Below are 12,749 nucleotides of genomic sequence, written 5' to 3'. Positions count from 1 at the left end.
CTAATAAGAACGCACATAAAAGCCGGTCCAACATGCAAAAAAACATCACGTCGCTGAGTTCGCTGAACTGGGACGACCTCAAGTTTTTCCTCGAAGTCGCCCGCACCCGCAAAGCCAGCACCGCCGCCAAGCGCCTGGCGGTGGACTACACCACCGTGTCTCGGCGCATCAGCTCGCTGGAAACCGCCCTGGGCACCTTGCTGTTCGAAAAGTCGCGGACCAGCGGCTTCGTCCTCACCAACGAAGGCCAGCGCCTGCTCGCCTATGCCGAGGCCATCGAAAGCACCCTGCACATGGCCTGCGAGCAGGTGTCGGGCTCAGGCGTGGCGCTGTCCGGGCATGTGCGCATGGGCTGCACCGAAGGGTTCGGCAGCTTTTTCATCACCCCGCAGCTGAGCCACTTCGTCGACGCCTACCCGGCCATCTCGGTGGACATCCTGCCGCTGCCGCACTTCATCAGCCTGTCCAAGCGCGAGGCCGACATCGTCATCGCCCTGGAACGCCCGGAACACGGGCCGTACGTGTGCTGCAAACTGTGCGACTACAAGTTGCAGCTGTACGCCACCCAGGACTACCTGGACAAACACCCGCCCATCCGCCGCCCGGCCGACCTGGGCAAGCACTCGTTCATCAGTTACGTCGACGACCTGGCGTTCAGCTCCGAGCTTCTGTACCTGGCCAACGTACTGCCCAACGCCAGCGCCAACCTGCGCAGCACCAGCGTCATCGCGCAATTCGTCGCCGCACAGCAAGGGCGCTCGCTGGCGATATTGCCCTGCTTTCTGGCCGCACAGGACCCGCGCCTGCTTCCGGTGTTATCGGAGGAGATCAACATCACACGGCAGTTCTGGATGTACTGCCGCGAGGACCTGAAGAAGCTCAAGCGGATTACCCTGTTGTGGGATTACATCCGCGCAGTCACCGAACAGAATCAGGGACTGCTGATGGGCGAGGTTCGAGAGATGTCGTTCGCCGACTAATCCGCACTGACCACAATCGACACCCGCCGATTCTCGGTCCGCCCCGCCGCGGTGTCGTTGCTGGCCACCGGCTGGCTGCTGCCCAGGCCCTGCAGCTGGATGTTCTGTTCGGGCATGCCGACCGCGGCCAGGACCTTGCTCACGCTTTTTGCCCGGCGCACGGACAGTTGCTGGTTGTAGGCTTCCTTGCCGGAGGCATCGGTGTGGCCGTCGATGCGCACGTGATCAATGCCCACGCCCAGCAGCGCCTTGCCGATGCGTTCGACGATTTCGCTGCTCTGGGGGTTGAGGCTTTCGACATCGCTGCCGAACAGTACCTTGCCGGACAGGCCGAAGGCCCAGCCGTCATCGGTCAATTCGAAACCCTGCTGTTTGAGTACCGCGACCTGGGCGGGGGTCAGGCCTTTTTGCGGGGCGGTCTGGCAACCGGTCAATGCCAGGATCGCCATGAACAATGCGAGGGTCAGAACACGAAGTGAGAACACGGATAGAGCTCCTGATTTAAACGTCGGCGACAGGGTGCTCCGACCCTGACGTGTGCTGGGCACCTCTGGCGAGGCGTTTGGCGTGGTACATGGCGGTATCGGCGGCGTCGAGCAACGCGCCCGGTGTCACGCCATGATCGGGGTAGATGGCGATGCCGATGCTGAGTGAGGTCAATACTTGCGTGGTCCCCGGCAAGGCAATCGGCATTTCCATGCTCTCGAGGATTTTGTCGGCGATGCGCTCGGCGTCCTCGTTCTTGTGCAGCGGCGTCAGCAGGACAGCGAACTCGTCGCCGCCCAGACGCGCCACCAGGTCTTCTTCGCGCAGTTGCCCGCGCACCCGATTGGCCACCGCCACCAGCACCGCATCGCCAGCGGCGTGGCCGAAGTTGTCGTTGATTTCCTTGAACCGGTCGCTGTCGAGAAACAGCACCGCCACCCGCTCGTCGAGCTTGTGCGCATTGCGCAGGGCACGCATCAGCCGGCCTTCGAAAAACGCCCGGTTCGGCAACCCGGTGAGGCTGTCGTGGCTGGCCTGATGGGCCAGGGTTTCGTTCTCGCTTTGCAGGTGGGTCTGCCAGGTTTCCAGTTCATCGAGCAGGGCATTGAAGTCGTTGCCGAGGTTGTCCAGTTCGGCGATCTCGGCCGGCGGCACACGCTGGTCGAACGCCCGCTCGCTGCGTGCGGCGTGGGCCACGGTGGCCAGGTGGCGCAGCGGTCGGGTGATGCCGCGCAGTTGTCGCCGCGCCAGGTACAGGGCGACCCAGGCGCTAATGGCAGTACACAGGACAATACCGACCAGGCCGCTGAGCAGGAAGCGCATCAGGCTGCCGCCGTGGCCGGTGAGCTCGATGCTGCCGATTTCGCGGTCCTGATGGAGGATCGGCAAGTTGATCGGCTTTTCCAGAAACACCTTGGCCATCTGCAGTTCGAGGTCGGTGAAAAAACCGCTTTCCGGTCGCTGCCAATGGGCCAATACCTGGCCGCGGGCGTCCAGCACCCGGGCATCGGCCACTTCCTCGGTGGACGCGATCAGCGCCAGTGCTTCGGTGGCCGCCGGCTTGTCGTTGAACACCACGGCCGCTTCCACGGTGTAGTTGATCGAGCGAGCGATCAGGTGCAGGTTGTGATCGGCATACACCCGCAGCGCCAGCACGCCCAGCAGCGTCAGCGACACACTGGCCATGGCCACCGCCACCAGCGCAACGATCAGGTGACCGCGGCCGAGCACCGAACGCAAGGTCGGGCGAGTGCCGCTTCTGTACAGGCTCATGGCGCCGCCGCCCTGCGCCGGGACAGTTGCAGCACGCTGGGGTGAATGCGCACGCCGCTGCGGGCAACGGAGTCCAGATTGACCTCGAACGACACCTGTTCATCGCCGACCCGCAGGCAGAACAGGCTGCCGACGGTGCAGGGGTCGTCGCTTTCGCTGATGCTCAAGACCGGCCGCCCGGTCAGCGCCGTGAACAGGCGGCTGCGTTCATCACCGGTGAGCTTGCCGATATACAGTGCATCGCACTCGGTGACGATGGACGCGTTGTCGGCCAGCAAGCGGCGCACCGTGACAGGTCGGCCAGTGGCCTGCGTCGTGCCCTTGACCAGGTCGTCGGTGTACTCGGTCGGGCCGACGATGCACAGGCGCAGTTGCGTCGGCTCGACCGGCCAGCGGGCGTAACTGAGGATGCCGAGCACCACTTGCGTCACTGCTTGCGCGCGTTGATCGGCCATGCCGGACGGGGTTTGCGCTTGCGCGAAAACCAGGCCACTGAGCAGACAGAGAAAACCTGCGAACACGATTTGCTGACAAGCAACGATGCGTCCTGTCGTCCTGACAGCCACCTTCATGCAGGGATTCTCTTCGGATGTAACGGGATAGTGCCGCAACGATAGCACAGCCCCGAAACACCCGCGAGGCCAAGCGGGCCGGGCGTTCCAGCCATTTTTTTGGCGCCGGAACGACGTCCTCTCAACCTCCTGATTACACGCGTTCTTCCAGCGCCAGCATCAAACCACTCAAGCGCTTGACCTTGCGTCGCACCGCCTCCTCGAACACGCCCTTGTGCGGCTCGATCAGGGTGAACCAGTGCTTGGCACGGGTGATGCCGGTGTAGATCAGTTCCTTGGTCAGCACCGGGTTGAGTGCGTCCGGCAGGATCAATGCAGTGTGGGCAAATTCCGAGCCCTGGGATTTGTGCACGGTCATGGCGTACACGGTTTCCACATCATTCAAACGACTCGGCAGAACAAATCGCACACCGCCCTGGCCGTCGTTACGCGGAAAAGCCACGCGCAGCACCTGACGCCCGGCGTCCGGCCCCTCACGTTCTGGCAGTTTGAGGGCGATGCCGATGTCGCCATTCATCAGGCCCAGGCCATAGTCGTTGCGGGTCATCAACACCGGTCGGCCTTCGTACCATTGTTGATCGCTGTCGATCAGCCGGGCCTTGAGCAGCGCGTCGGTGATCCGCTGATTCAGGCCCTCGACACCCCAAGGGCCCTTGCGCACGGCACACAGCAACTGGAACGCGTCGAACGCTTGCAGTACATCCCGCGCCCACTCGGTCCAGCAGTCGTCATCGAAACGGCTGTCGAGCGCCGGTCGACGCTCGCGAAGCAGGCTCAGGTAATGCCGATAGCCCTGTGGGCCCTCGCCATGGCCATCGAGCAACAAACGCTCGAGCGCCCGGTCATGCTCGCCTTTGAGCGGCAGCGAAAACACATCGGCGTGGCTGCGCTGCGCCAGCAACTTGCGAGCCTCTTCCGGTTGCTGCTGGTTGACCCAGCGCGCCAGCAAACCGATGCCGCTGCCCTCGTGAAACCGACGCGAATGCCGCAGCATCACCACTTGCTGGGCCAGCGGGTGCAGGCCTTGGGTGTCTTCCTGCAAGCCGCTCGATTCAAGCTGTTCACCGCTGACCGCTTGCAGCCACTGGCGCGTCTGCGGGCTGTACCAGCCGGCCTCGGCGTCGCGGCACAAATCACCCAGCACCGCACCGGCTTCCACCGATGCCAGTTGGTCCTTGTCACCCAGCAGCACCAAGCGGGCGTGGTCCGGCATCGCATCGAGCAGATTGGCCATCATCTCCAGGTCGATCATCGACGCTTCGTCCACCACCAGCACATCCAGCGGCAGACGATTACCGGCATGGTGTCGGAAATGTCGGGTACCAGGGCGACTGCCCAGCAGGCGGTGCACGGTAGTAACGTCCGACGGGATTTTTTCCCGCACCGCCTCGGGGACTTTCAACGAAAGGACCTGCTGGCTGATGGACTCCGTCAACCGTGCCGCCGCTTTACCGGTGGGCGCGGCAAGACGAATGCGCAACGGCTTGCCCGCCTCCACGGCCGGTGCCTGGAGCAACGCCAGCAAGCGCACCACCGTGGTGGTCTTGCCGGTCCCGGGGCCGCCGGTGACGATGCTGAAGGCACTTCGGGTAGCCAGGGCACAGGCGAGTTTCTGCCAGTCGATGGGCTCGCCGGCTTTCGCCTCGCCGAACAGGCCGGTGAGGCGCTGCGCCAAGTCAGCGGGGGTCGTTTCGTGTTGCGCCAGACGCACACGCAGGGCATTGTCGATCCGTCGCTCGTAGGCCCAGTAACGCCGCAGGTACAGGCGCTTTCCGGACAGCACCAGTGGCCGTTGCTGCGCCAGGTCACTTTCATCCGCCGCCAAAGCCACCAGCCGACTGGCCGCGAGGACCTTGCACCAATGGGCGCCGTCCAGTGTCTGGAGCAACTGCGAAGGCAGCAGCATCGCGCCACTGCTCAGATCGCCCTCGGGAGGCAAGGACAAGGCGAAGTCCGGCTCCTTGAGCGTTTCGAACAGGTCCAGGCACACGTGACCATGGCCCAGTTGATGGCTGGTCAAGGCCGCCGCGAGCAGCACCAGCGGGTCGGCCTCCGGGGCCAGTTCCGCGAGGAAGGCGACAAAGGCCTTGTCCAGTGCACGCAGCCAGCCGCGCTCGACCCAGCGCGTGAGCAACAGCAGCAAATCATCGACACGACTCAGCGGTGCCAGGCTCGCCAGGCTTTCGGCGGCCAGGGGCGTGGGCAGCAGATCGGCGAAAGTGCGACTCATAGCAGTTCTCCCTGCACCCAGGCCGGTTCGGCCTTGGGTTGCGGTTTGCCCTGGAACAAGCTGTCCAGACGCTCGATCAAGGTTTTCGGCGGACGGGCGAAATACACGCCCCGGGAAGCCGCCCGGGTGCCGCGCAGGAACAGGTACAGCGCCCCGCCGACGTGCCGGTCGTAATCGTAATCGGCCAACCGCGCCTTGAGCTGACGATGCAGCGCCAGCAGGTACAGCACGTATTGCAGGTCGTAGCGATTGTCGAGGATCGACTGCTCCATGGCCTGCTCGGTGTAGGCCGCGTCATCGACGCCCAGCCAGTTGGATTTGTAATCGGCGACGTAGTAACGGCCCTGGTGTTCGAACGTCAGGTCGATGAAACCCTTGAACATGCCATTGAGCAGCACCGGCTCCGCGGCGACCCGGGCCACGCCGTTGTGGGTGTGCTGGCGCACCAGTTCATCGAGTTTGAGCACATCGACCCGGTGGCTGGCGAACCAGAATTCCATCTCGACCCGGTACTGCTGCAACTGCGCAAGCATCACCGGCGGCTGGCCCTCGCCCACCGGCAAGGGCGAGTTGATCAAGTGCTGCAACCAGTCACTCAGGGCGCTGATCCAGCCCTCCCAGCCACGGCGATTGCAACGCCGGGCGATCGCATCTTCCAGCGCCTGCGGGGTGGCGGCGAAGCCTTCGTCACCGGCCCACTCGAGCAAGCCATGCAGGAACGTGCCGGGGTTGGGGCCGCGCGGGAAACGATGGATATCGGCGCCGCCCGTCACGGTTTCGCGCGGTGCTTCGGGGTCGAGACGCTCGTCGTCGAACAGCTTTTGCGCCTGCGGGTTCTCCGGGGCTTCATCGCTGCCCACGCTCAGGGTGTCGCCGATGCGCAGGGCGCTGTAGGAGGCGATCCACCAGTTCTCGCTGGCCTTGCGCGTGGGGATCAGTGCCGCGAGCAACGCGGCCTGATTGAGCGGCGGTTGATAGTGCTCGTCGGTTTTTTCCGGCATCTCGCTGTAGGTCAATGCCGGACAGTCCTGCTGCAAGTCTTCCAGCCAGCGCTTCAGGCCCGCGGGCTCCGCCAGGGCCGCACCGCCACCCAGCAGGTAACCGAGTGCCGAGAGGTGCAACACCGAACTGTTGTTATTGCCGCGCTTGAGGTCGGTAACGCCGAGCCAGCAAGCGTGCTGTGCGCGCGTCAGGGCAACGTAGAGCAGGCGCAGGTCCTCGGCCAGGCGCTCGTCGTCCGCCTGGGCGATCAACTCCGGCGTGGGCTTCAGAGTCACCTGGGCATGGCCGGATTCGTCGTGGTAATGCAGCGGCAGGCGGCTGCCGTCCACCGGCTTGGCCGAGCACACGAACGGCAGGAACACCAACGGATACTCCAGCCCCTTGGACTTGTGGATGGTCACCACCTTGACCAGTTGCTCGTCGCTTTCCAGGCGCAGGATCTGTTCTTCGCCGGCCTGGCCGGACAGTGCCAGGTGCTCGGACAGGTGACGGATCAGCGCCTGCTCGCCATCGAGCTCGGCGGCGGCCTGTTGCAGCAATTCGGACAGGTGCAGCAGGTTGGTCAGCACCCGCTCGCCGTCGTTGCGTGCGATCAACGCCTGGGGCAACTGGAAGTCGTGCAACAGGCGCCGCAGCATCGGCAGCACACCCTGCTTGCGCCACAGTTCACGATAACTGCGGAACTGCATGACCCGCGCTTCCCAGGCCAGCTCATCCTGATTCAGGCGCTCAAGCTCGGCCAGCGACAGGTTCAGCGTGATGCTGGCCAGGGCGGCGCGCAGCGGGCGCTCGGCATCCGGCTCGGCACAGGCCTTGAGCCAGGTGAGCAGGTCGTGGGCCTCCTGGGCAGCGAACACCGAGTCCTTGTCGGACAGATAAACGCTGCGCACGCCACGGGCAGTAAGCTCGGCGCGCACGGCCTGGGCCTCGTTGCCGTCGCGCACCAGGATCGCGATGTCCGCCGGCAGCAGGCCTTTGAAGTCCTTGCCGTCCCGGACGAACCCGGCCCTGCCCTGTTGCCCGCCATTGAGCAACGCGGTGATCTGGCTGGCGCAGGTGGCAGCCAGTTGCTGGCGATAGACCGCGCCGGACAACGGCTGCTCGGCCGACAGGTGCCAGATGTTCAGCGCCGGGACTTCCTGGCCATCGAGGCTGAATACCTCCTTGCGGCCCTGGGACGACACGTTCAGGAACGGCACCGGATTTTCACCATTCTGTTCACGAAACAGAAACGCACCGCGCCCGGTCTCACGCGATTCGGCGCGGGCGAACACATGGTTGGCCGCCTCGACCATGCCATGGCTGGAGCGGAAGTTGGTGCCCAGGGTGTGCAGCCGCCCCGCCGTGGCCTGGCGCGCGCGCAGGTAGGTGAAGATGTCGGCGCCACGGAAGGCGTAGATCGCCTGCTTGGGGTCGCCGATCAGGAACAGGCCGCACTCCGGGTTGTTGTCTTCGATGCGATAGATACTCTCGAAGATGCGGTACTGCACCGGGTCGGTGTCCTGGAACTCGTCGATCAACGCCACTGGGAACTGCTCACGGATCAGGGTCGCCAGACGTTCGCCACCCTCGGCTTGCAGCGCGGCATCGAGGCGCAGCAGCATGTCGTCGAAACCCATTTCCGCACGGCGGCGCTTTTCCGCTTCGAACCGCGCACTCACCCAATGGGCGGCGTGTTGCAGGACGGCGGCGTCTGGTGTGGGCAAGGCGTCGAGACTGGCCTTGAGACCCGGCATCGCATCCAGTCCGGGATGGCTGGGCACCTCCCCCTTTTTCCAGGCCTCGGCCATGCCGTCAGGCGTCAGACGGGTGAAGCCGGTGCCGAGGTCCAGTTGCTCCAGCGACTCGTCTTCGGCCCAGGCTTTGAGCTTCTCGAACCAGGGCTCAAAGTAGCGCGCCTGCATCTTGCGACCATCGACGTTTTTGCTGGCAACACCTGCGTGGCAGATCGCAAGCAGTTCGTCCGCCCACTCGCGCCAGGGGCGCTTCAGATCAACCAGGGCCGCCCGCCGTTCTTGCAGGCATTCGACGATCAGCTCGGCAGGCGCCTTGCCGTCGTCACTGTTGCGGGCGCTGGCGAACAAGCCACGGACCCTTGGCAACAGCGCCGCAGGACCGCCCCAATTGTTGCGCACCCAATTCAATGCGTCGTCCTGCATCGGGTAGCAGAACAGGCGCCAGTAATCGCGCAGAACCTCGCCGAGCAAATCGCTGTGGTCGGTTTCCAGGCTCTGGGTGAACAGGCTGCCGCTGTCGAAAGCGTGCTCGCGCAGCATGCGCTGACACCAACTGTGGATGGTCGAGACCGCGGCTTCATCCATCCACTGCGCGGCGATGTCGAGACGGTTGGCGCAGCCGGGCCACTGCTCGGGCGGATACCCATCGCGCAACTCGGCGATCAGCGCATCCGGCGCCGGGGTCTCGTCGCGGAAAAACCGCGCCGCTTCGGCAAGGCGCGTACGAATACGTTCGCGCAGTTCCTTGGTCGCTGCATCGGTGAAGGTCACCACGAGGATTTGCGGCGGCAACAATTCCCGACCAAAGCCATTCGCCTCACCGCCATGTCCCAGAACCAGGCGCAGGTACAGCGCGGAAATGGTGAAGGTCTTGCCGGTGCCCGCGCTGGCCTCGATCAGTTGGCTGCCACGCAGCGGGAAGGCCAGGGCCAGGGGTGTTTGCGTGGTCATGAGCGCGCCTCCTCGCTGTTCAATGAGCGCCAGGCAGCGTCAACCATTGGTTTGTACAAAGCGTTGCACCAATCCGGGAAGGTCTCGTCGGCAATCAGCGCGTCGTAGTCGGCGAACTGCCGGGCCAGCGCCGGGCTTTCGCGCCGCTCGCCGTCCGTGGTCAGGCCGTCACCTTCGTAGGCTTTGCGGGCCGCGGCGTCGGCCTTGGCCGGATCGGTCTGGCCGAGCCAGGCAAACGCGGTCTTCACCGCGACCGGCAGCGGCTGGCGCATGCCGGCCTGCCAGGCTTGCAGCAGATCACCGAGGATTTGCGACGCGGTTTGCTCTTCCATCGGTGGCAATAGCAGGCTGTCGTCACTGGCCACCAGCGCCGTGGTCATCGCCATGCCGCTGGCGCAGGCCACCAGGTGATTGACCCACGGACGGGTGAGGCGGTGCCACTTGCGTGACTTGATGCCACCGATGCTGTTGGGGATCGTGGTGACCGACAGCAACCCGCCGTCCGCGCGTTGATGCAGGCCGCTGAGCCAGCCTTCGACCTGCAACCCATGGGATTGCAGACTGATCGGCAACGCGCTGGCAAGCGGAGTCGGCCATAACGCCAGGAGCTGTTGATAACGCTGCAACAGATCCGGCAGCGGTTCGATCAGCTCACGTTGCAGGCATTCGCCAAACCCGGCCATGGGCAACAGCCCACTGTTTTGCAGGCGTCTGGCCTGGGATTCCAGCACCTCATCGGCCGCCTCGATCCGGGCCAGTGCGGCGCCCAGCAGATTGTCGCTGAGGGTGTAACGTTGTAAGGCGTCGAGGACGAAAGGTTCTTCGTCAGCCAGGGGGACTTCTGCAGCCTCGAAGAACACTTTCAGCCGCTGGCTGAAGAAGTGTCGTACCGGGTTACGCAGAAAATCCTGAAGCTGGCCGAGACTCAACGGCTCTTCCTGCACGTAGGCCGGCAACGGCTGATTGTCGGCTACGCGCTCATTCGCCTGGTGCAGCGCCTGCCACTCACTGGCGTAACTGAACAGCTCATCACCCTCATGAAAGTAGCGGGCGCTGAACGGTTGCAGTGGATGTTCCTGGGTGGTGGCGTGCAGCAGGTCTTCATCGGCCGCGTGCAACCGCCAGCCGCTGGCGAGGTGATCACGCAGTTGCCCGATCAATACCGACGCCGGACGCTCGCTGTTGTCGCGAATGCTGCGGCCCACCCAACTGACATAGAGTTGATCACGGGCGGACAGCAAAGCCTCCAGCAGCAGGTAGCGGTCATCTTCACGGCGAGAACGGTCACCAGGACGGTAGTCGCTGCCCATCAGGTCGAAGTCCAGCGGCGGTTGCGCGCGCGGGTAATCGCCGTCGTTCATGCCCAGCAGGCACACCAGTTTGAAGGGGATCGCACGCATCGGCATCAAGGTGCAGAAGTTCACCGCACCGGCCAGGAAGCGCTGGGACAGCCGCCCTTGATCGAGACCGGCGAGCCAGGCTTCGCGGACCACGGTCAACGGCAAGCTGTCATGCAGGCCGACCGACTCGCAGGTTTCCAGCCAGGTTTCGCGCAACTCTTCGAGTTGGCCCAGCAGGTAGTCGTCATGCTCGTTGCTGGCCTGGAAAAACAACTGCACCAGCGCTTGCAGGCGCTGCCCCCACTGCTGGGGTGGTGCCGGCTCGGACAATTCCTGATGGGCGATTTCCAGGGCATCGAGCAGGGCCACCAACGGGCCGATGAGCGCCGCGTCCAGCCCGCCGATTTCGTCGTACGGCTCGATGCCTTCGCAGGCCTCGCCACTGCCCACGGCATAGCCGAGCAGCATACGCCGCAAGCCGAACCGCCAACTGTTCTGCTCCAGCTCCTGCGGCAAGCCCAGGCCAGCCCGTTGCCCGGCGTTCATACCCCAGCGGATGCCCGCTCCTTCGATCCAGCGATGCAGAGTAGGCAGGTCGCGTTCTTCGACGCCGAATCGGGCGCGCAATGCCGGCACGTCCAACAGGTCGAGAATCTCGCTGACCGGGAAGCGGCTGTCGGGCAGCTTGAGCAAATGTTCCACTGCGATCAGCAACGGATCACGACCCCGCTGGCCCTGGTCGGCGAGCGTGAAGGGAATGAAGCGCGGATCGTTGCGATCGAGCTGGCCAAACACGGCACGGATATGCGGTGCGTAGCTGTCGATGTCCGGGACCATCACGATGATGTCGCGGGGTTTCAGATCCTTGTCGGCACTGAAGCGGGCGAGCAACTGATCGTGAAGGATTTCCACTTCGCGCTGGGCACTGTGGGCGACATGAAAACGGATCGACTGATCCTGTTGCAGGTCCACGGCGGGCCAGCGTTCGCGGGTTTCGTTCAGCGGGCGCAGTTCGAGGATGTCGTCCTGCAATTGATTGAGCATGTTCAACGGCTGGTTGTCGCTGAACAGGTCGATGCGCCCGTCACGAAACGCCGAACGATAGCTGTTGGGATCGTCGTAGCTGTCGAGCAGGTTGATGTAGTCCCGGCCCTGCTTGCCCCAGGCGGCCAGGAGCGGATGGGCGTGCTGGTGCAGGGTTTGCGAGTCGAGCACCACCGGCATGCCGCTCTTGCGCGCCTGGCGTTTGTACTGATGGCGCAGCAGGTCCTTGTCGGCGACGATGTCTGCCCAGTGATGGCGGCAGGGGTTGTGCACACACAGCAACACCTGACTGAAACGGGCCAGGCCGGCGAGGGCTTCCAGCGCCTGGGCGGGCAGCGAGGAAATGCCGAACACGATCACCCGCGAAGGCAGCCCGGCGGGCGCGATCTCGAGGGTGTTGATGCGTTCGATGAAGCGCTGGTGCACACCGGCCCGGCTTTGCGCCATGCCTTCTTCACCGACATCCAGCAGCAACGCTCGCCACAACTCGGCCTGCCAGCAGTTGGCCGGGGTCAACGGCTTGGCTTCGCCCCGAACGTTGCGCAATTGATGGCGACCTTCGGCCCAGTCTTCCAACCAGTCAGCGCGGTACACCTGATACTGGTCGAACAGGTCAGCCAGGCGCTCGGCCAGTTGGTAGCGCTTGCGCAGGTCGGTGTCATGGGTGAGGAAGCGTTGCAGCGGCTCAAAGTGCGGCTGGTCGATCAACTGCGGCAGCAGGCGCATCAGGCGCCAGGTCAGCGGGGCTTTATCGAGCAGGGATTTGACCGGGATTTCATCGCGACCCAGCACCATGCGATAGAGCTGCCACATGAAGCTGCCCGGCAATTGTACGTCGATGGCTGCGGCGATACCGCAACCACCCATGTCGTCCTCTTCCGGGTCTTCGGCCAGAGCCAGCTTCAGCCACTGGGCGATGCCGTTGCTCTGTACCAGGGCGATCTCATTTTCCAGGGGTGCCAGCGGATAACGACGCATCCAGCTGACCACCAGGCTGCGCAACTCGTCCAGGCGGTTGCCGTGAACCACCATAAAACCAGCACTGAGGGACGTCGCGTCCGGCATAAAGGCATCCTTGGAAAGAGACAAAAGCCAAGGGCGAACCTTAGCATTCTCGGCAGAGCGTGACAGCCGCA

7 protein-coding genes are annotated in these 12,749 nt (G+C 64.1%); 1 reads left to right on the top strand and 6 read right to left on the bottom strand.

What is annotated here, in order from left to right; translation table 11 throughout:
• Positions 1-32 precede the first annotated feature (32 nt).
• Positions 33-980, top strand: a complete 948-nt coding sequence (locus tag ABVN20_RS17175) for a LysR family transcriptional regulator (protein WP_368556901.1) — start codon at positions 33-35, stop codon at positions 978-980.
• On the opposite strand, the gene ABVN20_RS17170 is transcribed toward ABVN20_RS17175, so the two are convergent.
• The 6 genes from ABVN20_RS17170 to recC all read right to left on the bottom strand — a co-directional run bounded on the left by ABVN20_RS17170 (position 977) and on the right by recC (position 12,678).
• Positions 977-1,429 (bottom strand): OmpA family protein, encoded by a 453-nt coding sequence (locus ABVN20_RS17170; protein WP_368557720.1) that lies wholly within the window; start codon positions 1,427-1,429, stop codon positions 977-979. The genes ABVN20_RS17175 and ABVN20_RS17170 overlap by 4 nt on opposite strands.
• Positions 1,430-1,481: 52 nt before the next feature.
• On the bottom strand, positions 1,482-2,738 hold the full coding sequence (locus ABVN20_RS17165; protein ID WP_368556899.1) for a diguanylate cyclase: 1,257 nt from the start codon (positions 2,736-2,738) through the stop codon (positions 1,482-1,484).
• A complete protein-coding gene (locus ABVN20_RS17160) occupies positions 2,735-3,310 on the bottom strand; it encodes a YfiR family protein (protein WP_368556898.1) in 576 nt (191 codons plus the stop codon). The genes ABVN20_RS17165 and ABVN20_RS17160 overlap by 4 nt, the downstream gene beginning before the upstream one ends.
• 133 nt (positions 3,311-3,443) lie before the next feature.
• Positions 3,444-5,540: an exodeoxyribonuclease V subunit alpha gene (recD, locus tag ABVN20_RS17155; protein WP_368556897.1), complete on the bottom strand. Its 2,097-nt coding sequence runs from the start codon at positions 5,538-5,540 to the stop codon at positions 3,444-3,446.
• Entirely contained in the window at positions 5,537-9,229 is a 3,693-nt protein-coding gene (recB, locus tag ABVN20_RS17150) for an exodeoxyribonuclease V subunit beta (protein ID WP_368556896.1), read from the bottom strand. The genes recD and recB overlap by 4 nt, the downstream gene beginning before the upstream one ends.
• Entirely contained in the window at positions 9,226-12,678 is a 3,453-nt protein-coding gene (gene recC / locus ABVN20_RS17145) for an exodeoxyribonuclease V subunit gamma (protein WP_368556895.1), read from the bottom strand. Before recC ends, recB begins: the two co-directional genes overlap by 4 nt.
• Positions 12,679-12,749: the final 71 nt, after the last annotated feature.

It is taken from the genome of Pseudomonas sp. MYb118, assembly GCF_040947875.1.
In the GTDB taxonomy this organism is placed as follows: Bacteria; Pseudomonadota; Gammaproteobacteria; order Pseudomonadales; family Pseudomonadaceae; genus Aquipseudomonas.
The sequence above is the reverse complement of the archived record's forward strand: the minus strand, read 5'-3'. Positions and strand labels throughout refer to the sequence as shown.

What these genes read in the sequence shown, in the direction of transcription:
- ABVN20_RS17175 (WP_368556901.1), top strand. Translation starts at nt 33, where the DNA reads ATGCAAAAAAACATCACGTCGCTGAGTTCGCTGAACTGGGACGACCTC.
- ABVN20_RS17170 (WP_368557720.1), bottom strand. Translation starts at nt 1,429, where the DNA reads ATGGCGATCCTGGCATTGACCGGTTGCCAGACCGCCCCGCAAAAAGGC.
- ABVN20_RS17165 (WP_368556899.1), bottom strand. Translation starts at nt 2,738, where the DNA reads ATGAGCCTGTACAGAAGCGGCACTCGCCCGACCTTGCGTTCGGTGCTC.
- ABVN20_RS17160 (WP_368556898.1), bottom strand. Translation starts at nt 3,310, where the DNA reads ATGAAGGTGGCTGTCAGGACGACAGGACGCATCGTTGCTTGTCAGCAA.
- recD (WP_368556897.1), bottom strand. Translation starts at nt 5,540, where the DNA reads ATGAGTCGCACTTTCGCCGATCTGCTGCCCACGCCCCTGGCCGCCGAA.
- recB (WP_368556896.1), bottom strand. Translation starts at nt 9,229, where the DNA reads ATGACCACGCAAACACCCCTGGCCCTGGCCTTCCCGCTGCGTGGCAGC.
- recC (WP_368556895.1), bottom strand. Translation starts at nt 12,678, where the DNA reads ATGCCGGACGCGACGTCCCTCAGTGCTGGTTTTATGGTGGTTCACGGC.